At 74.9% G+C, this 23,408-nt stretch carries 23 protein-coding genes; 15 read left to right on the forward strand and 8 right to left on the reverse strand.

The window, feature by feature from the left end; translation table 11 throughout:
• Positions 1-11 precede the first annotated feature (11 nt).
• Genes purS through ACQP04_RS01860 form a run of 5 tightly spaced genes read left to right on the forward strand, consistent with a single transcriptional unit; the run spans position 12 to position 4,254 of the window.
• Entirely contained in the window at positions 12-242 is a 231-nt protein-coding gene (gene purS / locus ACQP04_RS01840) for a phosphoribosylformylglycinamidine synthase subunit PurS (RefSeq protein WP_433505349.1), read from the forward strand.
• On the forward strand, positions 239-925 hold the full coding sequence (gene purQ / locus ACQP04_RS01845; RefSeq protein ID WP_433505350.1) for a phosphoribosylformylglycinamidine synthase subunit PurQ: 687 nt from the start codon (positions 239-241) through the stop codon (positions 923-925). The genes purS and purQ overlap by 4 nt, the downstream gene beginning before the upstream one ends.
• 55 nt (positions 926-980) lie before the next feature.
• Positions 981-2,162 (forward strand): PP2C family protein-serine/threonine phosphatase, encoded by a 1,182-nt coding sequence (locus ACQP04_RS01850; protein WP_433505351.1) that lies wholly within the window; start codon positions 981-983, stop codon positions 2,160-2,162.
• The gene (locus ACQP04_RS01855; protein ID WP_433505352.1) at positions 2,159-3,808 is read left to right on the forward strand and encodes a sensor histidine kinase; all 1,650 of its coding nucleotides are present in this window, start codon (positions 2,159-2,161) and stop codon (positions 3,806-3,808) included. The genes ACQP04_RS01850 and ACQP04_RS01855 overlap by 4 nt, the downstream gene beginning before the upstream one ends.
• Complete coding sequence (locus ACQP04_RS01860; protein WP_433505353.1) at positions 3,805-4,254, forward strand: response regulator; 450 nt, start codon at positions 3,805-3,807, stop codon at positions 4,252-4,254. The genes ACQP04_RS01855 and ACQP04_RS01860 overlap by 4 nt, the downstream gene beginning before the upstream one ends.
• 9 nt (positions 4,255-4,263) lie before the next feature.
• Here ACQP04_RS01860 and ACQP04_RS01865 read toward each other — a convergent pair whose 3' ends face one another.
• On the reverse strand, positions 4,264-4,641 hold the full coding sequence (locus ACQP04_RS01865) for a hypothetical protein (RefSeq protein WP_433505354.1): 378 nt from the start codon (positions 4,639-4,641) through the stop codon (positions 4,264-4,266).
• 213 nt (positions 4,642-4,854) lie between these two features.
• Between ACQP04_RS01865 and purL the strand changes: the two genes are divergently transcribed.
• The 5 genes from purL (at position 4,855) to purM (ending at position 12,735) form a co-directional block, all read left to right on the forward strand.
• Positions 4,855-7,185 (forward strand): phosphoribosylformylglycinamidine synthase subunit PurL, encoded by a 2,331-nt coding sequence (purL, locus tag ACQP04_RS01870; protein ID WP_433505355.1) that lies wholly within the window; start codon positions 4,855-4,857, stop codon positions 7,183-7,185.
• Positions 7,182-7,520 (forward strand): sterol carrier family protein, encoded by a 339-nt coding sequence (locus tag ACQP04_RS01875; RefSeq protein ID WP_433505356.1) that lies wholly within the window; start codon positions 7,182-7,184, stop codon positions 7,518-7,520. Before purL ends, ACQP04_RS01875 begins: the two co-directional genes overlap by 4 nt.
• A 141-nt stretch (positions 7,521-7,661) precedes the next feature.
• Positions 7,662-9,872, forward strand: a complete 2,211-nt coding sequence (locus ACQP04_RS01880; protein ID WP_433505357.1) for a putative bifunctional diguanylate cyclase/phosphodiesterase — start codon at positions 7,662-7,664, stop codon at positions 9,870-9,872.
• Positions 9,873-9,905: 33 nt separating this feature from the next.
• Positions 9,906-11,510: an amidophosphoribosyltransferase gene (gene purF / locus ACQP04_RS01885; RefSeq protein WP_433505358.1), complete on the forward strand. Its 1,605-nt coding sequence runs from the start codon at positions 9,906-9,908 to the stop codon at positions 11,508-11,510.
• 121 nt (positions 11,511-11,631) lie between these two features.
• Entirely contained in the window at positions 11,632-12,735 is a 1,104-nt protein-coding gene (gene purM, locus ACQP04_RS01890; RefSeq protein ID WP_433505359.1) for a phosphoribosylformylglycinamidine cyclo-ligase, read from the forward strand.
• Between the two features lie 64 nt (positions 12,736-12,799).
• Here the strand turns inward: purM and ACQP04_RS01895 are convergent, their stop codons facing one another.
• Both ACQP04_RS01895 and ACQP04_RS01900 read right to left on the reverse strand, forming a co-directional pair.
• Complete coding sequence (locus tag ACQP04_RS01895; RefSeq protein ID WP_037049506.1) at positions 12,800-13,504, reverse strand: NUDIX hydrolase; 705 nt, start codon at positions 13,502-13,504, stop codon at positions 12,800-12,802.
• 338 nt (positions 13,505-13,842) lie between these two features.
• On the reverse strand, positions 13,843-14,040 hold the full coding sequence (locus ACQP04_RS01900; protein ID WP_037049508.1) for a DUF3073 domain-containing protein: 198 nt from the start codon (positions 14,038-14,040) through the stop codon (positions 13,843-13,845).
• Positions 14,041-14,261: 221 nt separating this feature from the next.
• Here ACQP04_RS01900 and ACQP04_RS01905 point away from each other — a divergent pair, with 221 nt between their 5' ends.
• Positions 14,262-15,098, forward strand: coding sequence for a hypothetical protein (locus tag ACQP04_RS01905; RefSeq protein ID WP_433505360.1), 837 nt, complete (start codon positions 14,262-14,264; stop codon positions 15,096-15,098).
• Here the strand turns inward: ACQP04_RS01905 and ACQP04_RS01910 are convergent.
• The gene (locus ACQP04_RS01910) at positions 15,095-16,177 is read right to left on the reverse strand and encodes a YgfZ/GcvT domain-containing protein (RefSeq protein WP_433505361.1); all 1,083 of its coding nucleotides are present in this window, start codon (positions 16,175-16,177) and stop codon (positions 15,095-15,097) included. The two genes, ACQP04_RS01905 and ACQP04_RS01910, sit on opposite strands and share 4 nt — an antisense overlap.
• The gene (locus ACQP04_RS01915) at positions 16,174-16,632 is read right to left on the reverse strand and encodes a Fur family transcriptional regulator (RefSeq protein WP_433505362.1); all 459 of its coding nucleotides are present in this window, start codon (positions 16,630-16,632) and stop codon (positions 16,174-16,176) included. Before ACQP04_RS01915 ends, ACQP04_RS01910 begins: the two co-directional genes overlap by 4 nt.
• 188 nt (positions 16,633-16,820) lie before the next feature.
• On the opposite strand from ACQP04_RS01915, the gene ACQP04_RS01920 reads away from it, so the two are divergent.
• Complete coding sequence (locus ACQP04_RS01920; RefSeq protein WP_433505363.1) at positions 16,821-18,230, forward strand: hypothetical protein; 1,410 nt, start codon at positions 16,821-16,823, stop codon at positions 18,228-18,230.
• Positions 18,231-18,274: 44 nt separating this feature from the next.
• On the forward strand, positions 18,275-20,179 hold the full coding sequence (locus tag ACQP04_RS01925) for a hypothetical protein (protein ID WP_433505364.1): 1,905 nt from the start codon (positions 18,275-18,277) through the stop codon (positions 20,177-20,179).
• Between the two features lie 109 nt (positions 20,180-20,288).
• On the opposite strand, the gene ACQP04_RS01930 is transcribed toward ACQP04_RS01925, so the two are convergent.
• Positions 20,289-20,918, reverse strand: coding sequence for an FABP family protein (locus ACQP04_RS01930; RefSeq protein WP_433505365.1), 630 nt, complete (start codon positions 20,916-20,918; stop codon positions 20,289-20,291).
• Entirely contained in the window at positions 20,915-21,073 is a 159-nt protein-coding gene (locus ACQP04_RS01935; RefSeq protein WP_156067801.1) for a hypothetical protein, read from the reverse strand. The genes ACQP04_RS01930 and ACQP04_RS01935 overlap by 4 nt, the downstream gene beginning before the upstream one ends.
• Positions 21,074-21,169: 96 nt before the next feature.
• Between ACQP04_RS01935 and ACQP04_RS01940 the strand changes: the two genes are divergently transcribed.
• On the forward strand, positions 21,170-21,613 hold the full coding sequence (locus ACQP04_RS01940) for a DUF1622 domain-containing protein (protein WP_433505366.1): 444 nt from the start codon (positions 21,170-21,172) through the stop codon (positions 21,611-21,613).
• A gap of 77 nt (positions 21,614-21,690) precedes the next feature.
• Positions 21,691-23,028, forward strand: coding sequence for a chloride channel protein (locus ACQP04_RS01945; RefSeq protein ID WP_433505367.1), 1,338 nt, complete (start codon positions 21,691-21,693; stop codon positions 23,026-23,028).
• 79 nt (positions 23,029-23,107) lie between these two features.
• Here ACQP04_RS01945 and ACQP04_RS01950 read toward each other — a convergent pair whose 3' ends face one another.
• A complete protein-coding gene (locus tag ACQP04_RS01950) occupies positions 23,108-23,407 on the reverse strand; it encodes a DUF1416 domain-containing protein (RefSeq protein ID WP_433505368.1) in 300 nt (99 codons plus the stop codon).
• Position 23,408 lies beyond the last annotated feature (1 nt).

Genomic DNA, 23,408 nt, shown 5'->3' on the forward strand with positions numbered 1-23,408 from the left:
CGCTTGACGGCGTGGCGAGAGTGGTCGTGGACGTGATGCCCAAGCCCGAGATCCTGGACGTGCAGGGCCAGGCGGTCTCCCGCGCGCTCACCCGGATCGGTGTGTCCGGCATCGAGGTGCGGCAGGGCAAGCACTTCGAGCTCGAGGTCGACGACTCGATCGACGACGAGACCCTGCACCGCATCGCGGGCGACCTGCTGGCCAACCCGGTGATCGAGGACTGGACGGTGACGCGGGTATGAGCACGCGGATCGGGGTCATCACCTTCCCCGGCACGCTCGACGACGTCGACGCCTCGCGGGCGGTCCGCTACGCGGGCGCCGAGCCCGTCGCGCTCTGGCACGGCGACCACGATCTGCAGGAGGTCGACGCGGTCGTCGTCCCCGGCGGCTTCTCCTACGGCGACTACCTGCGCGCCGGCGCCATCGCGAGCCTCGCACCGATCATGCGCGAGGTCGTCGAGGGTGCGGCGAAGGGCCTGCCGGTCCTCGGCATCTGCAACGGCTTCCAGATCCTCTGCGAGGCCGGGCTGCTGCCGGGCGCGCTGACCCGCAACGAGAAGCTGCACTTCGTCTGCCGGGACCAGAAGCTCCGCGTCGAGAACGCCGACACCGCCTGGACCAGCGGGTTCACCCGTGGCGAGGAGATCCTCGTCCCGGTGAAGAACGCCGAGGGCCGCTTCGTGGCCGCGCCGGACACGCTGAAGGCGCTGGAGGCCGAGGGCCGCGTGGTGTTCCGCTACGTCGGCGGCAACCCCAACGGCTCCGCGGCGGACATCGCGGGCGTCACCTCCGAGAACGGCCGGGTCGTGGGCCTCATGCCGCACCCGGAGCACGCGATCGACCTGCTCACCGGGCCCTCCGAGCAGGGCCTGGGTCTGTTCACCTCGGTCCTGGGCACGCTCGCGGGTGCTCCCGCGGCCTGAGATCGTCCGCGTCCCATTAGGCTGGCGGTCCGCTCCACCGACCGAGAGGCCGTTCGTGACCCGACCCCTGCCCGGTGCGGCCAGCCACCGGGTCCTGCTGGTCGAGGACGACCCGGGCGACGTCTTCCTCGTGCAGGAACTGCTCGCCGAGGTCGACCCGTCGGTGCGGGTCACCGTCGCCGAGTCGGTGCGCGCCGTCGTCGAGCGGAACCTGCTGCCCGCCGCGGACTGCGTGCTCCTGGACCTGAACCTGCCCGGTGTCAGCGGGCTCGACGGGCTGCGCGAGGTGCTGCAGGCGGACCCGTCCGCGGCCGTCTGCGTGCTCACCGGGCTCGACGACGAGCACCTCGGCATCGCCGCGGTCGGAGTCGGCGCGCAGGACTACCTGGTCAAGAACAAGGCCGACGGGGCCGTGCTGATCCGCGCGATCCGCTACGCCGTCGAGCGCCGGCGGGCCGAGGCCAGCATGGTCCGGCTCCGCGAGGAGCAGCTCGTGGCCGCGGAGTCGGTGCGCCTCGAGCGCGGCCTGCTGCCGTCGCTGCTGCTCGACGGCAGCGTCGTGCACGGCCGCTCCTTCTACCGCTCCGGGCGCACCCGCGCAGTGATCGGCGGGGACTTCTTCGACGCCGTCCGCGGGCCGTCGGGCACGGTGCACGCGATCATCGGCGACGTGTCCGGCCACGGTCCGGACGAGGCCGCGCTCGGCGCCCTGCTCCGGGTCTCCTGGCGGGCCCTGGTGCTGGCCGGGGTCGACGAGCCGCAGGTCCTGCCGAACCTGCAGGAGGTGCTGGTCAGCGAGCGGCACGAGCGCACGCTGTTCACCACGGTCTGCACCCTGACGATCGACCCGGCCCCCGAGGGCGGCAGCCGCGTGCTGCTCCGCTCGGCCGGCCACCCGCCGCCCGTGTCGCTGCGCCCCGGCCCGGTGTCGTTGCGGCCGCGCGTCGGCGTGCCGCTCGGCGTCCTGCAGGACGCGAAGTGGGAGCCCGAGATCCTCGAGCTGATGCCGGGGTGGGCGCTGCTGCTGTTCACGGACGGGCTGATCGAGGGCCGCGGCGAGCGGCCCGACGAGCTGCTCTGGCAGGAGGGCCTGATCGACGTGCTCGGGAAGGAGCGGGACACCCCGATGTCCGAGCTCCCGGGCAGGCTCGTCGAACACGTCGAGCGGATCAACGGCGGCCCGCTCGCCGACGACGTCGCCATGCTGTTGCTCACGGACCTCGCGGGGGACGAGTGAGCGCGCCCGCCGCCCCCCGGCGCCGCGGCCCGGTCCGCCTGCGCCTCGACCCCGCCACGATGGAGGACGCGCAGCAGCGCTGGACGCTGCGCCGGTGGTTCACCGTCGGCGCCACGGTCCTCGGGGTGCTCTCGGTGCTCGCCGTCGTGCTCGGTGCCTGGGCCGTTGTCCGGATCGCCGACGCGCGCACCGTGCTCTACGACGAGGTCGCCCCGGCCGTCACCGCGAGCCAGAACCTGTCGTCGGCGGTGCGCGACCAGGAGACCGGGGTGCGCGGGTTCACCATCGCCCCCAACGACGTCTTCCTCGCGCCCTACGTGAACGGCCGGCAGGCCGAGGCGGCCGCCGTCGCCGCGCTGCAGCCATTGGACCGGTTCCCGGACGCGCGCCTCGCGGCGAACCTGCAGGAGGTCGAGGCCGCCGGGGACGCATGGCGCCGCGACTACGCCGAGCCCACCATCGCGGCCGCCCGGGCCGGTGCGCCGACGCCCGACGCCGAGGAGGGCCGGCTGCTCTTCGACCGCGTCCGCGTGGCCTCGGCCATGCTGATCGACGACCTGCAGACCGAGCGGCTCGCGGCCCGCCAGCGGCTGGACTCGTCGATCACCTTCCTCGCCGTCGTCGGGATCACGATCACGGCGGTGGCGGCGGTGTTCCTGCTGCTCGCCTCGATCGGGCTGCGCAAGGTCATCCTGAGCCCGATCCGCCGGCTCGCGGCGCAGACGCGCCAGGTCGTCGAGGGCTCCGTCGGCACCCGCGTGCTCGGCAGCGGCCCGCGCGAGCTCGTGGAGCTCGGGGCGGACGTCGAGGCCATGCGCTCCCACATCCGGCGCGAGGTCGACGAGCTGCAGGAGGCCAACGCCCAGCTCGACGACCGGACCCGCGACCTCGAGCGCTCCAACCGGGACCTGGAGCAGTTCGCCTACGTCGCCAGCCACGACCTGCAGGAACCGCTGCGCAAGGTCTCGAGCTTCTGCCAGCTGCTGCAGCGGCGCTACGGCGGCAAGCTCGACGAGCGGGCCGACCAGTACATCGAGTTCGCCGTCGACGGCGCCCAGCGCATGCAACGGCTGATCAACGACCTGCTGGCGTTCTCCCGCGTCGGCCGCACCACCACCGGCTTCGAGCCCGTCGACCTCGGCAGGGTCGCGCGGGCCGCCGCCGCGCAGCTCGCCTCCGCGGCGGAGGAGACCGGCGGCGAGGTCGTGATCGACGAGGGCCTGCCGACCGTCCCCGGCGATCCCTCGCTCGTCCAGCAGCTGCTGATGAACCTGATCGGCAACGGACTGAAGTTCCACCGCGCGGACGTGCCGCCGGTGGTGCGCATCGGCGCCGTCCGGCGCGGCGACGAGTGGGAGATCTCGGTGTCGGACAACGGCATCGGCATCGAGCCCGAGTTCGACGACAAGATCTTCGTGATCTTCCAGCGCCTCCACGGGCGGGACGTCTACGCCGGCACCGGCATCGGGCTGGCCCTGGCCAAGAAGATCGTCGAGTTCCACGGCGGCCGCATCTGGGTCGACCACGGCGAGCCCGACGAGCCCGGCACGACCATCCGCCTGACCCTGCCGGTGTCCCCGGCCGCCCCGCCCCCCGCCGACCCGGCCCTCGCCGGCGCGGTCCCGAGCAAGGAGTCCCCGTCGTGAGCGAAGCCCTCACCGATCCCGCCCGCATCGTCAACGTCCTGCTGGTGGAGGACGACCCGGGCGACGTCCTCATGACCCGCGAGGCCTTCGAGGAGCACCTGCACAACCGGCTCGACGTCGTCACCGACGGCGCCGCCGCGTTGGCCTACCTGCGCAACGAGCCGCCCTACGAGGACAGCCCGCGGCCGGACCTGATCCTGCTCGACCTCAACCTGCCGCGCCGCGACGGGCGCGAGGTGCTCGCCGAGGTCAAGGCGGACGAGCAGCTGCGCTCGATCCCGGTCATCGTGCTCACCACGTCGCAGGCGGAGGAGGACGTGCTGCGCAGCTACCAGCTGCACGCCAACGCGTACGTGACCAAGCCGGTGGACTTCGACGGGTTCATCGAGGCCATCAAGCAGATCGACCACTTCTTCGTCAGCGTGGTCAAGCTGCCGGGCAGCTGACGAAGCCGATCAGAGCATCGCGTCGATCTCGGCGCGGTGGTACTTGAGCGGCGTGGTCGGGAAGCCGAACTCGTCCTTGTGCAGCGTCGCCGAGCCGCACCAGCCGCAGCGGCCGGCGGCGTCGATCACCGCGCGCCCCTCGAGCTCCGCGCGCCGGTCGGTCGCCCTGCTGCCCGGGCCGAGCGTGACGGGCGCGCCCGCGGCCAGCGCCGGCGGCTGCCTGCGCGCCTTCACCTGCTTGTAGATCCAGTACGCCCCCACCGGGATCGCGACGATCAGGGCGATCCCCAATATCCACTGGACAAGCCCGACGGCCACGCTGATCGCGATCCCCGCCAGCACCAGCACCCCGACGATCTGCGCGACCCGCAGCACGACCTTGGACACGACCGGCCTCCTCCCGCACCCGCCCCCGTGACCGACGTTACCGGGATCCGGCCGCGGGGGAGTGGGCCGAACGGCCGGTGGACGGACCCGGACCCACCATCCGAGCGTGACGCCCTCGCCCGCCGCTCCGCCTTCGAGGTGGTCGGGGCGCGTGGGGCCCGGGTGACGGACGGCTCGCGGAAGCTGTCTCCCGCGGCGTTTACGCTGGTACCCGTGACCGAGCTCGACGCCCGTACCGTCACCGACACCGTTTCCCACGCCGCCGACACGCCGGACCAGCCGCAGCCGTGGCGCGAGCTCGGGCTCAAGGAGGACGAGTACGCCCGCATCCGCGAGATCCTGGGCCGCCGGCCCACGGACGCCGAGCTGGCGATGTACTCGGTGATGTGGAGCGAGCACTGCTCCTACAAGTCCTCGAAGGTCCACCTGCGCTACTTCGGCGAGACCACGACGGCCGCCATGAAGGAGAAGATGCTCGCCGGCATCGGCGAGAACGCCGGCGTGGTCGACATCGGCGACGGTTGGGCCGTCACCTTCAAGGTCGAGTCGCACAACCACCCGTCGTACGTCGAGCCCTACCAGGGCGCGGCGACCGGCGTGGGCGGGATCGTCCGGGACATCATGGCGATGGGCGCCCGGCCGATCGCGGTCGGCGACCCGCTGCGCTTCGGCCCGGCCGACGCCCCGGACACCGCGCGGGTGCTGCCCGGCGTGGTCGCCGGCGTCGGCGGCTACGGCAACTGCCTGGGCCTGCCCAACGTCGGCGGCGAGGTCGTGTTCGACGCCAGCTACGCCGGCAACCCGCTGGTCAACGCCCTGTGCGTGGGTGCGATGCGCACCGAGGACCTGCACCTGGCCTTCGCCTCCGGCACCGGCAACAAGATCATCCTGTTCGGCGCGCGGACCGGGCTGGACGGCATCGGCGGCGTCTCGGTGCTGGCCAGCGAGACCTTCGGCGAGGGCACCGGCCGCAAGAAGCTGCCGAGCGTCCAGGTGGGCGACCCGTTCACCGAGAAGGTCCTCATCGAGTGCTGCCTGGAGCTGTTCCACGCCGGCCTGGTCGTGGGCATCCAGGACCTCGGCGGCGCCGGCCTCTCCTGCGCCACCTCCGAGCTGGCCAGCGCGGGCGACGGCGGTATGCACATCGACCTCGACTCCGTCCCGCTGCGCGCCACCGGCATGACCCCCGCCGAGATCCTCTCCAGCGAGTCGCAGGAGCGGATGTGCGCGGTCGTGGCGCCGGAGAACGTCGAGGCGTTCATGGCCGTCTGCCGCAAGTGGGACACGATCGCCACGGTGATCGGCGAGGTCACCGACGGGGACCGGCTGGTCATCGACTTCCACGGCGAGACCGTGGTCGACGTGCCGCCGCGGACCGTCGCGCACGACGGCCCCGTCTACGAGCGGCCGGTCCTGCGGGGCAAGGGCCAGGACGAGCTGGCCGCGAACTCGCCGGCGGCGCTGCCCCGGCCGAGCGCCCCGTCCGAGCTGCGCGCCGAGATCCTGCGCCTGGCCGCCTCGCCGAACCTGTGCAGCCGCGCCTGGGTCACCGACCAGTACGACCGGTACGTCCGCGGCAACACCGCCTCCGCGCAGCCGGCCGACGCCGGCGTGGTCCGGGTCGACGAGTCCACCGGCCGCGGGATCGCGGTCGCCACCGACTGCAACGCCCGGTTCGCGGCCCTGAACCCCTACGCCGGGGCACAGCTCGCGCTGGCCGAGGCCTACCGCAACGTCGCGACCTCCGGCTCCGTGCCGCTCGCCGTGACCAACTGCCTGAACTTCGGCTCGCCCGAGGACCCGCACGTCATGTGGCAGTTCTCCGAGGCCGTTCGCGGCCTGGCCGACGGGTGCGCGCAGCTCGGCATCCCCGTGACCGGCGGGAACGTGAGCTTCTACAACCAGACCGGCACGCAGGCGATCCTGCCGACCCCGGTCGTCGGCGTGCTCGGCGTGATCGACGACGTGGCCGCCCGCATCCCGTCCGGCTTCCGCCGCGAGGGCGACGTCGTCGTCCTGCTCGGGTCGACGGCGGACGAGCTCGGCGGCAGCGAGTGGGCGCACGTGGTGCACGGGCACCTGGGCGGCGAGCCCCCGGCCGTCGACCTCGCGCACGAGCAGCGGCTCGCGCAGCTGCTGGTCGCGCAGGCCGGCGTGCTGACCGGCAGCCACGACCTGTCCGACGGCGGCCTGGCCCAGGCCCTGGTCGAGGCCACCCTGGTCGGCGGGCACGGCGCGGCCGTCACGCTGCCGGCGGCGCTCGCGGTCGACCCGTTCGTGGCGCTGTTCTCCGAGAGCACCGGGCGGGTGCTGGTCACGGTCGCCCCCGAGGCGGCCGACGTCCTGCTCGCCGCGGCGGCGGAGGCGGGCGTCCCGGCCGAGCGGCTCGGCACGGTCGCCGCGGCCGAGTCCTCCGGCGCCGAGCTCGCGGTCGACGGCGTCGCCGCCCTGCCGCTCGCCGAGCTGCGCGCGGCGTGGGAGGGCACCCTGCCGGCGCTGTTCGAGGCCGACTTCGAGGCCCGGGCGGGCGCCGAGACCCTGTGAGCGAGGCGGACCTGCTCGACGCATGGCTGGCCGGCGGGGCCGCCCCGCCACGCAGCGTGATCAAGGAGGCCGTCAAGGAGTCCCTGGCCGCCCTGGCCGAGCTGGCTCCCGGACGGAGCGTGGAGGTGCGGATCCCGCCCTACGCGGCGGTCCAGTGCATCGAGGGGCCGCGGCACACCCGCGGCACCCCGCCGAACATCGTCGAGACCGACGCCCGGACCTGGCTCGCGCTCGCCACGGGCCGTCTGAACTGGACGGATGCAGTGAGATCGGGCACGGTGAGCGCCTCGGGGTCACGTGCCCCGGAGGTCGGGGCGCTGCTCCCGCTGCGCTGAGGACCACCGTCCGGGGCTCCCGTCGGGTCCCCGGAACGGGCGACGCCTGCACCGCCTGGTGGCGAAACGGCGTCCCGAGGTCGAAGATTGCCCCGATCGGCACACGGACGGGCCCGACGGGCGACGGGAGGTGGCTGCGTGGTGGCAGCGGGTAGCCTCCCGGGCCCCGACGATCTGCCGGCCGGACTGTTGCGGACGGCCGCGGCCGGGGCGATCGGCGGGATCGGCGGGATCCTCGGCGAGCAGCCGGGGCCCGAGGTCCGCTCGCTCGCGGAGCGCTGGGCCGAGCTGCTGCCGAACGCCGGGATCGAGGACGCCGGTGTGCTCGCGTCGTTCGTCACCCGGTTGGGGGCGGCGCTGCGGGCGGAGCCCTTCTGGCCGCTGGCCGTGCGGGGGATCGGGTCGGACCTGGCCGCATCGGGCTTCTGCGGGGACCGCGCCGGCCTGGTCGGCGCCGCGCCGGAGGACGTCCTGCCCGGCACGGTCCGGCTGCTGCGCGAGGCCGCGCCCGGGGCGTTGGGCCTGACCTCGCCGGGGGACCGGCACCGGCTCTCCCTCGCGCTCGACGAGCTGGCCGCCGGGTTCGCCGGCGCCCTGCGGTTCCGCGCCCACCAGGCGCAGGAGGACCTGATGCGGGCCACCCTGCGGGCCCGCCGCAACGTCGAGAAGGCGCTCGCGGAGAGCGAGGCGCACTACCGCACGATCTACACCCAGGGCCCGGTCGGCATCGCGATCGCGACGCTGGAGGGCGACGTCGTCGACCTCAACCCGGCCGCCTGCCGCATGCTCGGGATGCTGGAGCGCCCCACGCTCCCGCGCCCGGTCTCCGACTTCATCCACCCGGACGACTACGAGGCCTTCGACGCCGCCTACCGGCGGCTGGCCTCCGGCACGCCGGACACGGTGAGCATCGACGTCCGGTTCGCCGGGCCGACCCGGATGTACGTCTGGGGGCACGTCACCGGCTCGCTGATCCGGGACGACACGGGCCGGCCGAGCCACCTCATCGGCGTGATCGAGGACGTCTCCGAGCGGTACCGGCTGCGGACGCGGCTCGTCGAGGCGTCGTCGCGCGACCGGCTCACCCGGCTGCCGAACCGGGACATCACCGAGGAGGCCGTGCAGCAGGCCTTCGCCGGCTCGGCGACCCGGGTGGGGCTGTGCGCGATCGACGTCGACGACTTCCGCCGGGTCAACGAGATCCACGGGCACGCCGTGGGCGACGAGCTGCTGGCCGCGCTGGCCGACCGGCTGCGCACCGCGGCCGGCCCGCACCTGGTCACCCGGACCGGCGGCGACGAGTTCGCCGTGCTGCTCACCGACCCCGAGGGCGTCGGCGAGGTGTCGGCGGTCGCCGACCGGCTGCTGCAGGCCCTCGCCGCGCCCTTCCACGTCTCGGGCCGGTGGATCGGGGTCACGGCCAGCATCGGGATCGCCGAGGGCGGCACCGCCTCCGAGTGCCCGGCCGAGCTGCAACGGGCCGCGGGCGTGGCGTTGTCCTGGGCGAAAGGTCAGGGCGGCGGCACGCGGGCGGTGTTCGACCCCGAGCGCGACGCCGGCGAGGCGGCCCGCTTCGCGTTGATCGCGGGCCTGCGCGGCGCGGTCGAGCGGGACCAGTTCCGGCTGGCCTACCAGCCGCTGGTACGGCTGACGGACCGCTCGGTGCGCGGCGTGGAGGCGCTGGTCCGGTGGGAGCACCCGGAGCAGGGACTGCTCGGGCCCGGCCGGTTCATCGAGCTCGCCGAACGGAGCGGCGCGATCGTGCCGCTCGGCCGGTGGGTGCTGGGGGAGGCCTGCCGGGAGGCGGCGTCCTGGCAGGAGGAGCTGGGCGTCGACGCGCCGTACGTGAGCGTCAACGTCTCGCCGGTGCAGCTGCCGGAGCCCGGGTTCGTCGAGGAGGTCGTCACCCTGCTGACCGAGACCGGGCTCGCCCCGGACCGGCTGCAGCTCGAGATCACCGAGCAGGCGGTGCTGGGGGACGAGCCCGCCACGATGGATGCGCTGTCCGCGCTGCGGGCCGCGGGCGTGCGGCTCGCGCTCGACGACTTCGGCACCGGCTACTCCAGCCTCGCCTGGTTGCGCCGGCTGCCGGTGCATGCGCTGAAGATCGACGGCTCGTTCATCGACGGCCTCCGCCACGAGAGCCCGGACCCCGTGGACGAGAGCATCGTGGGCTCGTTGGTCGCGATGGCGCACGCGTTGGGCCTCGAGGTCACGGCCGAATGGGTGGAGACGGACGTGCAGGCGGAGCGGCTCCGGCGGCTCGGCTGCGACCTCGGCCAGGGCCGGTGGTTCGGTGACGCCGGTCCCGCCCGATGGGTTCCGGGCCTGCGGCGGCGTACCATCGAGTAGCCGCCACCCCGAGTTCCCCGAGGAGCGAGTGCGTTGAGTTCCAGCCGGAACGAGACCCCCGTCCACTCCGACACCCCCTCCGACACGGCCGACCCCTCGGTCGACGACTCCCCCAAGGAGGAGTGCGGCGTCTTCGGCGTCTGGGCTCCCGGGGAGGACGTCGCCAAGCTGACCTACTACGGCCTCTACGCCCTGCAGCACCGCGGGCAGGAGGCCGCCGGCATCGCCGTGTCGGACGGCCGCCGGATGGTCGTCTTCAAGGACCTGGGCCTGGTCAGCCAGGTCTTCGACGAGCAGACGCTCTCGTCGCTGCGCGGGCACCTGGCCGTCGGCCACTGCCGCTACTCCACCACCGGGTCCACGACCTGGGAGAACGCGCAGCCGGTCTTCCGCACCACCGCCACCGGGAGCGGCCTGGCCCTCGGGCACAACGGCAACCTGGTGAACACCGCGGAGCTGCGGGAGGAGGTCGGGAAGCTCCAGGACAAGGGCCGCGACTCCGGGGTGCAGGCCACCACGGACTCGGACCTGGTCGCCGAGCTGCTCGCCGCCACCGCCGCCGACACCGGTGTCGAGGAGGCCGCGATGCGGCTGCTGCCGCGCGTGCGCGGCGCCTTCTCCTTCGTCTTCGCCGACGAGAACACCCTCTACGCCGCCCGCGACCCGCACGGCGTCCGCCCGCTGGTCCTCGGCCGGCTGGAGCGGGGCTGGGTCGTCGCGAGCGAGACGGCCGCGCTGGACATCGTCGGCGCCTCGATGGTCCGCGAGGTCGAGCCGGGCGAGCTGCTCGCGATCGACGCGGACGGAATGCGCAGCTCGCGCTTCGCCGCGCCGGAGCCCAAGGGCTGCGTCTTCGAGTACGTCTACCTGGCCCGTCCGGACACCTCGATCTCCGGGCGCTCGGTGCACGCCGCGCGGGTCGAGATCGGCCGCCGGCTGGCCCTGGAGGCCCCGGTCGAGGCCGACCTGGTGATCCCGGTTCCCGAGTCCGGCACCCCGGCCGCCATCGGCTACGCCCAGGGTTCGGGCATCCCCTACGGCCAGGGCCTGGTCAAGAACGCGTACGTGGGCCGGACCTTCATCCAGCCCTCGCAGACCATCCGCCAGCTCGGCATCCGGCTCAAGCTCAACCCGCTCCGGGACGTCATCCGCGGCAAACGGCTGGTCGTGGTGGACGACTCGATCGTCCGCGGCAACACCCAGCGCGCGCTCGTCCGGATGCTGCGCGAGGCCGGGGCGCTCGAGGTGCACGTCCGGATCGCCTCGCCGCCCGTGCGCTGGCCCTGCTTCTACGGCATCGACTTCGCCAGTCGCGCGGAGCTCGTCGCGAGCGGGCTGGACACCGAGGGCGTGCGGCGCTCCATCGGGGCGGACACGCTCGCGTACGTGTCGGTGGACAACATGGTGGCCGCCAGCGAGCAGCCCCGCAGCCGGCTGTGCTGCGCCTGCTTCGACGGCGAGTACCCGATCCCGCTCCCCGAGGAGGCCCGGCTGGGCAAGCACCTCCTCGAGGCCCCGGCGCTCGACGCCGCGGGCGCGGCCTCCGGCGACCCCGGACCGCTGCGGGAGAACGCCCGAGACACCCCGGCACCGCTGTCCGTCGGCTACGGTGCTGCGGAAGCCCTGAACAGGCCCTGAGGCCTGTGCGGCCCGGTCCGCGACCGCGGGCCGGGCGGCCGGGGCGGCGCACGCCCGCCGACCCGGCGGACGCGGGTGCCCCCGTGTCCGAGACCTCCCTCCAGGAACGAGAGCCCGACCCATGCCGACCTCCCCGTCGACCCCCGAGCAGGACCCGCACGCCAGCTACGCCGCCGCGGGCGTGGACATCGAGGCGGGTGAGGAGGCCGTCGAGCAGCTCCGGCCGTACGCCGAGAAGGCCACGCGCCCGGAGGTGCTGGGCGGGATCGGCGGGTTCGCCGGGCTGTTCGCGCCGAAGCTCGGCAAGTACACCGAGCCGGTGCTGGCCGCGTCCACGGACGGCGTGGGGACCAAGGTCGCCGTCGCGCAGGCCATGGACAAGCACGACACCATCGGCCTCGACCTGGTCGCGATGGTGGTCGACGACCTCGTGGTCTGCGGCGCCGAGCCGCTGTTCCTGCAGGACTACATCGCCGTCGGCAAGCAGGTGCCCACGCAGGTGGCGACGATCGTCAAGGGCATCGCCGAGGGCTGCCAGCAGGCGGGGTGCGCGCTGCTCGGTGGCGAGACGGCCGAGCACCCGGGCCTGATGGAGGCCGGCGGGTACGACCTGTCGGCCACCGGGATCGGGATCGTCGAGGCCGAGGCCATGCTGCGGCCCGAGCGGGTCCGCCCCGGGGACGTGCTGGTCGCCATGGAGTCCTCCGGCCTGCACTCCAACGGCTACTCGCTGGCCCGGCACGTGCTGCTCGACATCGCGCGGATGCCGCTCGACGGGCACGTCGAGGAGTTCGGCCACACGCTCGGCGAGGAGCTGCTGATCCCCACCCGCATCTACGCCCGGGACTGCCTGGCGCTGGCCGCGGAGACCGGGGTGCGGACGTTCGCGCACATCACCGGCGGCGGGCTGGCCCGCAACCTCGAGCGCGTCCTGCCCCAGGGCCTGGTGGCCGTCGCCGACCGCGGATCCTGGACGCCGGACCAGGTGTTCAAGCTGATCCAGGGCCGCGGCCGGGTCGAGCGCGGCGAGATGGAGAAGACCTTCAACATGGGCGTCGGCATGGTGGCGGTCCTGCCTCCGGACGACGTCGACCGCGCCCTCGCCGTCCTCACCGCCCGGCACGTGCCGGCCTGGGTGCTCGGCGACGTCCGGCGCGCCGAGGGCGAGGCCTCCGGCGGGGTCGGGTCCCGGGTGCAGCTGGTGGGCGAGCACCCCCGCTTCTGACCCGTGCGCGCGAACTGCCCCTGGAGCGGCAGTCCGCGCTCACGACCCCTCCTGACCTGCTGGTTCAGGTGGTCGCGTGGGCCAGGGCGACGGGCTCGCGCAGCATCGGCGGGTGCAGCGCCGTGGCCGGGCCGCGGCGGAAGAGCTGCGGCGGCCGGCCGCGGCCCCCGGTCACCCGGGTGGCCGTCGGGATGAGGAATCCGGGCGTGGAGGTCACCTTGCGCTGGAAGTTGCGCGGATCGATCTCGGTGCGCCACACGGCCTCGTAGACCCGGCGCAGGTCGGTCACGGTGAACTCCGGCGGGCAGAAGGCCGCGGCGAGAGTGGTGTACTCCAGCTTCGCCCGGGCCCGCTCCACCCCGTCGGCGAGGATCGTGTCGTGGTCGAAGGCCAGCCCGTAGACGTCCTCGACGGGCAGGAACGCCGCCGTCGGTCCCCCGGTGGGCTCGGGGTCCGGCACGTCCGGCAGCAGCGCCAGATAGCCCATGCTGAGCACCCGTCCGCGCGGGTCCCGGTCCGGTGCCGCGTACCCGCCCAGCTGCTCGAGGTGCCCCTGCACCGCGCCCTGGGTGGCCGCCCCGGTCTGCGCGACCAGCTCCCTCGCGGCGGTGTCGCCGAGGTCCTCGTCCGCGCGGACGAACCCGCCGGGCAGCGCCCAGTGGCTCTCGTAGGGCCGCTCCCCACGCCGGACGAGCAGCACGTTGAGCTGGTCGTGGCGCACGGTCAGCACCACCAGGTCGACCGCCACCGCGAACAGGTTCCCGCGCATCCCTCACCGCCTTCTCGTCGGCGTGAGGCTATCGGGTGAAGATCGGTCGCGGCAGGGTGGGCGGTACGCCCGGTTGGCGGGTCGGCGGACATCTCCGCAGGTGCGCTGACCTGCGCGGGAGCCCGATGACGGCGCAGCGTGGCCGACGCCCGGGCGCGTCCACCGCTCGGGAACGGCGGGGGCGACCGTGGGAAGGCTCACGTCCCCGAGGGGCGTGCGAGAGGCGCCACCGGTCCTGACGGACGCCTCCCACCCGTCCGGAGGCGGGTGGGAGGGAATGCGTCGTGACGTCCGGTGGTGCCGAACAGCCCGCTCCGGCGGTGGGCGGGAGGACCGCGCTAGCGGCGCTCGTCGTCCTCGTCGTCGGCGTACGACCCGTAGCGCTCGGCGTACTCGTCGTACGACTCGTCGTCGTCGGTTACCGCCGTCCCACTGCCGATCTCCCGCTGCAATGCATCGAGATCCATCGTGGGGGAGCTGTACTTGAGCGCTCGGGCCACCTTCGTCTGCTTGGCCTTGGCTCGTCCGCGCCCCATGGCTGGTCCCCCTTACAACAGGGAAGGGGCGGCCGGATGTCTCGGCGGCCCCGTCTGTGTCATCACTGTCCTGGGCTCCACAGTACCGTGCGATACCGCGAGCGTGCGACGTGGCATCGACGGTGTGACAGAACTCGGTACGTGGTCCCGTGCACACTCCGCGGCGCGATCACGCGGAGGGCGTGTCCGGCGGGCGGGCGGGTGCGGAAGGATCTCGGACCGTGCCGTCGCCGTTCCTCTCCTACCTGCGGGTCTACGAGCCGCTGCGCGCCTTCGACGGCGCGTCGGGCGCCGCGGTGCGGGCAGGGCTCGCGCGCGGGGCCGTCCGGCCGGACCGGGCGGGCCGCCGGGAGCGCGAGCTGTGCCTGCGGGCGATGCTGCGCGGGCGGCTCCTGCCGGGCGACGCCGGCGGCGGGGCGGGTGCCCCGGTCGACGTCCTGGTCCTCGGGGGCGAGGGCGGCGAACCGTTCGTCTGCCCGCTCGACACCCGCCCGCGCGCCGGGGCTGCCGTGCTGGGCTTCCTGGCCGAGGAGGACCCGGTGCTGCGGTCGTCGGCGCTCGTGGTGCCCGAGGCCGCGGCGCGGCGCCGGGCGGAGCGTGCGGTGGCCGAGCTCGGGGACTCCGCGGCCCACGTCGTGACGGCCGCGTGGACCGTCCCGCTGCCCTGGTTCGCCCTGGTCGACCCGGAGGAGCGGCAGGTCAGGCTGGATGCGCAGCGCCGCGTCTGGTGGCGGGTGCCGATCGCCAAGGCGCTCGGCCGGGCCGCGCAGGCCGAGCGCGTCGTGCGCGGCGCCCTCGGCGACGACGGGCCCGCGGAGGTGCTCGCCGAGACCCGTGGCTGGCTGGAGCGGTTCGACCGGACGTCGATCGTCGAGCTCGACTACGGCGGCCTCGTCGACCTCCTCGACGACGCGGCCCTGCGCTCCGACGACTCGGCGGGCGAGGTCCGGCGGGCGCTGCGGCTGCTGCGCGCGGGGGACCTCGACGAGGCCACCGAGTGCTACGGGCGGCTGCGCGACTTCTGGGGCCGCGTCGCCGCCCGTCAGCGGGACGGTTAGCGGACCCGCCGCTGAGCCGCGCGCCCGGGCGGCGGGGCGCCGTCGTCGGCTGCGTAGGAGTCCGGGTCGATGGCCGCGGGCGAGGCCCGCTCCTCGGTCCCGGCGACCAGCTCGGCGTCCGCGGGCACCGACCGCTTGAGGAGCGCCAGCGCCACCGAACCCAGCTCGTGGTGGTGTGTGACACTGCCCACACGCCCCACGGGGCGCCCGTCCTTGAGGACAGGGTCGCCGGTCACCGGCAGCTCCTCGTCGCCCGCGTCGAGGTGCAGCAGCACCAGCCGGCGCGGCGGGCGCCCGAGGTTCGCGACACGCGCGACCGTCTCCTGGCCGCGGTAGCAGCCCTTGGTGAGGTGCACGGCCGACGGGATCCAGTCGACCTCGTGCGGGATCGTCCGCCCGTCCGTGTCGAGGTGGACGCGGGGGCGCCGCGACTCGACCCGGAGCGCCTCGAAGGCCATCGTCCCGGCCGGACGGGCACCCGCGGCCGTGAGCCGCGCCCACCACGCGTCGCGCTCGGCACGGGGGACGAGCACGTCGGCGGCGTCGGGCCCGGGCCAGGGCATGCGCCGGACGAGCCCGCCCTCGGGCAGTGCGGCGCCGGCGTAGGCCCCCTCGGGCACCGGGAGGCCGGCCGCGGTGAGTACCGCGGCGGTGTCCGGACCCACCACGGACAGCACGGCGAGCTCGTCGGTCGCGTCCCGCGGCTCGACCTTCGACCAGAACACCATCTTCTGCAGGTACGCCAGCAGCTCGGCCAGGTCGGCCTGCTCGGTGTCGAGCCAGACCGTGTCGCCGACGTGCGAGACCACCGCGTGGTGCAGCACCCGGCCCTGCGCGTCGAGGATCAGCGCCTCGGTGCCCGCGCCCTCCGGCAGCTCGCTGACGTGCTGGCTCAGCAACAGGTGCAGCCAGCTCAGCCGGTCCTCGCCGGGCACCGCGATCACGCCGCGGTGGGAACGGTCGACGACCGCGGCCGAGCGGGCCATCGCGCGCTGCTCGGCCAGCGGGTCGCCGCGGTGCGCGGGAACGGCGGCGTCGGGGTCCGGCTGCTCGACGGTCGCCTCGGGTCCCTCGGTCACGCGTGCGCCTCCTTCTCTCCGAGTTCCTCGGACGCCTTCAGATCGGCCTCGCGGCAGGTCGCGCACCGCCCGGAGAGCGCCACGTGCGTGACGTCGAGCTCGAAGTCCTCCCGCTCGCGCAGCCGGTCCGCCAGTTCGTCCATCAACGCCGTGGGCGCCTCGCTCACCGCGCCGCAGTGGTGGCACACGAGGTGGACGTGCTCGTGCTCCCGCTCCGAGTAGGTCGGCGCGCCGTGGCCGAGATGGGTGTGCCGGACGAGCCGCAGCTCCTCGAGGAGGTCGAGCGTGCGGTAGACGGTGGTGATGTTCACCGCCGGCGCCGCGCGCTGCACCTGCGTGCAGATCTGCTCGGGCGTGGCGTGGCCCAGCTCGCGGACCGCGTCGAGCACCAGCTGGCGCTGGGGCGTCATCCGCAGACCGCGCCGGTGCAGCGTCGACTTGAGCGAGGTGTCCACGGCCCCGATGGTAGGCGCGTCGACGGGCGTGGGACCGTGGCGAGGGTGAGTGCTCCACGGCCTGCTGTCGCAAGTCGACTGGCCGGGTGGAGTCGTGCTCCGTTAGGGTGAACGCTTCTGAACGCGAGTACGGATCTCCCTACCCTCGGCGAAGTGAGCGGTGGGGCGACGACGGAAAGGGTCGGGACATGACGGCTGACGGGGGTGAGCGCTCGCTCGGTGCCCCGCGGTTCGACGTCGTGCTCCGCGGCTACGACCGCAGGCAGGTCGACGAGCACGTGGCGCGCCTGCAGCGGGTCCTCGCGCGCATGCGCGCCGACCTGGACGCCGCACGCAGCCATCCCTTCCCGGCCGTGGGCCCGCAGCCCGGCATGGGCCCTGCGCCGCGCCCGATGGGGCCCGGCGGGCCGATGGGCCCGCAGCCGGGGCCGCCGCCCGGGGCCCGCCCGCGTCCCACGCCGCGCCCGCGCCCGGGCGGACCCGAGTCGCCGGACATGATCGGCTCCTTCACCGACCGCATGCAGAGCATCCTGCAGGCCGCGGAGGAGGAGGCCGAGGAGATCCGCACGTCGGCCCGTCGCGAGGCCAGGGCCGAGACCGAGTCGCTGCGCAAGGAGCAGGAGAACGCGCGGACCGAGCTCGCCGAGCTGAGCCGCCAGCGCGACGCCGTCGTGGCCGAGCTGACCCGGCTCCGCGGCCAGCTCGAGGGCCTGCTCGGCGCCCCGACCGCGCGGTTCGCCGTCACGCCGCCGTCGTCCGGCGCGTCCTCGCCGTCGACGAGCGAGGACGCGCGCACCGAGCGGCCCGTGCGGCCGAGCCCGCGTCCGAAGCCCGCACCTGCGCCCGCCGAGGGCCCGGCTGCGGGGGCCGCCGCCCAGCCGCTGCCGGGTGCGGCGCCGTCCTCGTCCTCCGGGGCCTCGGGTGCGACCGCTGGGTCGCAGGGCGTGTCGCCGGCGGGGCCGGCAGGTGCGTCGGCGGTCGAGGAGACCACTGCCGTCCGTCGTCCCGAGTCAGGCTCGACGCCCGGCGACCTCTTCCGGCCGGCCTCCGAGAGCCGCTCCGAGGCCCGCGTCGAGAACCGCGGCGAGAGCCGTCCGGAGCCCGACGAGGACGCCGAGCCGGCCACCGCGATGGTCCCGCTCGCCTCGTCCGATGAGGACGCCGAGAAGCCCGAACCGCCTGCGCGGCAGGTGGAACCGGACCGCACGGTCGCCGTGTCCGCGGTCTCCGCGCTGTCCCCGGCGAAGCGATCCGGGGACACCGGATCGGCTGAAAAGTCGAGCGCCGCCAAGCCCGCGAGCGGGTCGGACACGCCGGGTGACACGCCCACGGCGAAGGCCGAGCCGGCGGCGAAGGCCGCGGCCGACGAGGTGTCCGAGACGGTCAAGGTCAGCGCGGTCCGGCCGGCGCCCGCGCCGTCCGGCGACTCCGCCAAGGGACGAAACGGCAGGTCAGGGCCTTCCGACGAGTCGCGCGGCGGTGTGTCGACCGGGGAGCGCAGCGGGTCGTCCGGGTCGTCGTCCGGCTCGGCGCGCCCGTCCGGGAGCGAGGATGCGGCCCGTTCGGACCGGTCGACCTCGGGGTCACGCTCCGGATAGAACGACTGCACACCGTGACGTAGATCGGCGTAGCGTGCGCGTCCATGGAGCAGGCGTTCTCGGCTGACGTCCTCGTGCCGCTCGGCGTCGGGGCCGCGGCACTGGTGATCGCGGTCGTGATCGTCGTCGTGCGGGCGTTGCGCGGCAAGGCGAAGTCCCAGCCGGTGGCCGAGCCCACGCACTCCGACTGGACCGGCGAGTCCGTCGGCGAGATGCCCGCTCCCCGCCCCGCGCCCGAGCCCGCCGGGGTCGCGGCGGGTGGTGCTGCTGCGGGTGGTGCTGCTGCTGCGGGTGCCGATGACGCGGCCGCGCTCGTCGGGCAGGGCCGCCCGCGGACCGTGGCCGACGCGGTGGCCGTCCGCGAGGCCGACACCGCGCCGCTCCCCGTGCAGTCCGACGTCCTGCTCGCCCGTGCTCGCGCCCACCGTGCGGCGGCCGAGCACGCTGCCGCCATCCAGGCCGAGGCCCGCCGCGCCGCCTCGGGCGACGACCCGGGCCCGCAGGAGGAGTCGCGGGGCGACGAGCCGGGTTCGGGGCGCACCGACGGCCGCGCGACCGCCGTCGGACCCCGTTCGCTCGCCGACCAGGGGGCGGCGGAGGTCGAAGCCGACGCCGCCGGCGAGGACACCTCCGCAGCCCGCCTCGCCGGCGACGCCACGTCGGAGGGAGCGGCTTCGCACCCGATCGACGGATCGGCGCCCGCCCTGCGCGAGGTCGGTGCTGCGGGCCGCGCCGACTCCACGGATCAGCCGACGGTCACGCCGACGCCGGCCGGGCGGTCGGCTGCCGCAGCAGGCGGTGTCGGTGCAGAGGGGGTTGCGGGCCGCATTGTCCCCGCGGATCCCCCGACGACAGGCGCCGACGAAGCGGCCCCCCGCTCTGCTGCTGCCGCCCGGCAGGAGGGCGTCGCCGACGTCGTGTCGCTGCGGCGCGACTCCGTACCGGTCGTGGGCGAGTCCGGCCCCCGCTCCGTTCCTGCCGACCGGCCGACTCCCGATGCCGAGGAACCCGAGCTCACCCCGGCAACCCGCGCTGCGCGGCTCATGGCGGCGGCGAAGGGTGCGCCCACCCCCTACGCGCGCTCCCGCGAGGCGGCGCAGGAGAGCGGGCAGGAGCCGGCCGCGGGCGACGCGGTGGCTCCCACTGACGAGCGCCCCACCGCCGCCCAGCTCGCCGCCCTCGGGGCGGTCGGGCTCGGGGCGGTCGGGCTCGGGGCCGCCGCACTCGGTCGTCAGGGGCGGGGCGGCGAGAAGGCCACCGCCGACCCGGATCAGGCCGCGTCCGGCGAGGCCGATTCCACGACTCGGGATGCGGCATCCACCGACACCCCCGAGCAGAGCACCGTAGCGGCCGCGAGCACGGACGCCACCGGCCCTGCTCCCTCGGCGACCGACGGGTCCGCTGACGGTGGCGAGACCGAGACCGGGACGGTGACCGGAAGCGGGGCCGCCGACCGGACCTCGGCCGACCGCCCTGCCCAGGCCGAACCGCCGGACTCCGGAGCGCAGGACGCCGGCCAGCAGGAACCCGCTCAGCCGGGCGGGCTCGAGCCCGTCACTGCCGAGCAGCCGGGCATCGAGCACCCGGGGCCGGAGGAGGCGGGGTCCAGCCGGACCGTCGCCGCGGCCGTCCAGCACGCCCTGGCGGCGCGCGCCCGCGCCGCTCAGCCGAACGGCGTGGTCGACCCGCGCCGCGGCGACGCCCGCGACCGGCTCCTCGCCGTGCTGCTCGACGACCCGGTGCGCGCGGTCGGCGCGACGGTCGAGCTGCAGAGCCAGCAGGAGGAGCTCAGCCGGCTCGCGGAGGAGATGCGCACCCGCCGCGACGAGCTCGGCGCCGTCGTCCGCCGGCTGGCCGCCGCCGGCCTCGGCCCGGACCAGGTCGCGAAGCTCGCCGGCCTCGACCGCGCGGAGGTCGACCGCATGCTCGGCCGGCCCCGCCGCCCCTGACCCGCCCGTACCCGCACGATCACTCCGAGCGGGACAGGAGCGCTCCTCAGCACACCGACTTCAGCGGCACGGTCACACCCTGAACGACCATCGCCGCAGCGGAGCGCCCTCAGCCCACCACCCGGTGCAGCAGGGCGGACATGTGCGGCTGCATCGGCTCCCCCTGCATCGCCCGCTCGTCGACGTAGGCGAGGTCGCCCTGGTTGACCAGGCCGTAGAGCCGCTTGGCCGCGACGACGTCCTTGGCGGACGGGGTGCGCACCACCGCGTCGGTCTCGATCTGCCAGGAGCGCAGGTCGCCCTTCTCGCCGTACCAGGCCTCGATGATGCCGGTGGCGTGGGCGATGAGGACCTCGAGCGAGCCGTCGGGCTGCGGGCGCCAGAACCCGGTCTCGCGCGCCGCGGGCCGGATGACCTTCCCGTCCTCGTCGAGCAGCCAGGCACGGGCCTCGTACGAGACGAACGGGCGCCCGTCGTGCGCGAACACGAGCTGCTGGCCGAAGTGGAACGGCCCGTCGATGGTCGGGTAGACGACCTCGCCGGTCCCGCGCCACACGCCGATCAGCGGGAGCAGGCCGACGCACTGCTCGTGCAGGTCCGGGCCCCGCCGGAGGTTGGCGGTGTCGTCGGGGACCGGCAGGTCGTCCCACTGCGGGCGGTTGCGCTGCGGTGAGTCCGGCGCGGCGTTGACGGGGCCGGTGATCGTGGTGGGGACGTCGTTGCCGTCGGGCTGCGTCATGCGGAGGGCTCCTCCGGGACTTCCTCGGTCGGCCGGGCCGCGAGCGCGGCGGCGGCGTCGGGCGCCGTCGTGAAGAGGCGCCGCAGCAGGAAGCCGGTGAAGGCGACCGTGCCGGCGCTCGCCGCGATCAGCAGCACGGTGAAGAACCAGTGCACGGCGGGCGAGCATAGTCCCGCCGACCCCCCGTTCGCCCGACCCGGGTGAGGGCGGCGCGCCTCCGTACGGACCACGCTGCGGGCGGGAGGGGCGGAATGGGTGGGCTCGCGGCCGAGCCGGCGGCGACGACGGTCGTCCGGCTGATGGACGGCGCGGCGGTGGCCTTCGAGGTCCTCGGCGCCGCGGTGCTGGTGATCGGCCTGGTCTGGTCGGTCGTGCTGTCGGCCCGGGTCTGGCTCGCCACCGGGCGCGGCCGCGAGGGCTACCAGACCCTGCGCGAGACCTTCGGCGGCACGCTGCTGCTCGCGATCGAGGTCCTGGTCGCCGCGGACCTGCTGCGCACGATCGCGGTCGAGCCGACCCTGCAGAACGTCGCGATCCTCGGCCTGATCGTCGTCATCCGCACGTTCCTCAGCTTCTCGCTGGAGATCGAGATCGACGGCGTCCCGCCCTGGCGGCGGGCCCTGACGAGCGGGCCGGAGCGCATGGCCGCCGCGGCCGTGCGAGCCCGGGACCGGGCGGACGGGGCGAGCGGCTGAGTCACCCGCTCCGGGCGGTGCCGCCCGGGCGCGCGGACGCGAGGGTGGACGACCGGCGCGACGACGGGAGACCGCTGATGGCCCAGGCGGACGAGGCCGCGAGGACCGGGACGACGACGGGTACGGCGGCACCGCAGTCCCCCGAGGACGTCCTGCGCTCGGCCGGCTACACCCGGCTCCTGATCCTCGCGGCGATCGTCGGTGCGCCGATCTCGGCGGCCGCGTACTTCTTCCTCCAGCTGGTGTCGGGGCTGCAGAGCTGGACCTACACCGACCTGCCGCGCGCCCTCGGCTTCGCCACCGCGCCCGTGTGGTGGCCGTTCCCGCTCCTGGCCGTCGCGGGCCTGGTCGTCGGGGCGGTCATCCGCTACCTGCCCGGGCAGGGCGGCCACTCGCCCGCCGACGGCTTCAAGACGGGCCACGTGCCCGTCCCGCGGGATCTACCCGGGATCCTGCTCGCCGCGCTCGTCGGGCTGGGGCTCGGGGTCGTGCTGGGGCCCGAGGCGCCGCTGATCGCCCTGGGCGGCGGCCTCGGCGTGCTGGCCCTGCACGCGTTCCGCAGGGGCGCCGACGGCCGGACGGCGGCCGTGCTCGCCGCGACCGGCAGCTTCGCCGCGATCAGCGCCCTGCTGGGCTCGCCGATCCTCGGTGCCTTCCTGCTGATGGAGGCGTCGCTGGCGGCGGGCGCGGCGCTCGGCGTGATCCTGCTTCCCGGCCTGCTCGCGGCCGGGATCGGCTCGCTGATCTTCCTCGGGCTCGACTCGCTGACCGGGCTCGGCACGGCGTCGCTGACCCTGCCCGGCCTCCCGGCGTTCGGCAGGACCGACATCGTGGAGTTCGGGTGGGCGGTGCTGGCGGGCCTGCTCGCCGCGCTGGTCGGTGCCGTGATCCACCGGTTGACGGCGGTGGTGCGCCGGCAGGTCGAGCCCCGGATCGTCGTGGCGGGCCCGGTGGTCGGGGTGGTCGTGGCCGGGCTGGCGGTGCTGGCGGCGGTCCTGAGCGGGCACGACGTGTCGTTCGTGCTGTTCTCCGGGCAGGAGGCCCTGGGCCCGCTGCTGCTCGGCAGCGCCGGGTGGAGCGTGCCGGCGCTGGTGATCGTGCTCGTGGCCAAGGTGCTGACCTACGCGCTGTGCCTCGCGAGCTTCCGCGGTGGCCCGATCTTCCCGGCGCTGTTCATCGGGGCGGCGGGTGGTGTGCTGCTGTCGCACCTGCCCGGGCTGCCGCTCGTGGCCGGAGCGGCCATCGGCATCGGCGCCATGTCCGTGGTGATGCTGCGGCTGCCGCTCACCTCGGTGCTGCTGGCGACGCTGCTGCTCGGCGCCGACGGGCTGGCCGTGATGCCGCTGGTCATCGTCGCGGTCGTCGTCGCGCACGTGACGGCCGCACGCCTCGCCCCCGCGGCCCCGACGGTCTGACCGCGACCCGCGGGAGGCCGGACAGCACACCGCCCCGGCCACCACGAGGGTGACCGGGGCGGTGCGGGTCGCGCGGTCGTCAGGCGACGGCGATCTCCGTGCGGTGCAGGCCCGGCGCCTCCGGGGACAGCGTGGCCTCGCCGTTGCCGCTGCGGGACAGCGCCCGGACGGTCCAGGTGCCCGGCGCGGCGAAGAACCGGAAGTCGCCGGAGGCCGACGACACGACCTCCGCCGTGAACTCGCCGGTCCCGTCGAGCAGCCGCACGAACGCGCCGCCGACCGGCTTGTCGCCGGACACGACGCGCCCGGCCAGGACGGTCTCCTTGGTCAGGTCGGTACCGGCGGGCAGCAGCGCCGCCTGGTCAGGTGCTCCACACATA

Source organism: Pseudonocardia halophobica, from assembly GCF_050948485.1.
Taxonomy (GTDB): Bacteria; Actinomycetota; Actinomycetes; order Mycobacteriales; family Pseudonocardiaceae; genus Pseudonocardia; species Pseudonocardia halophobica.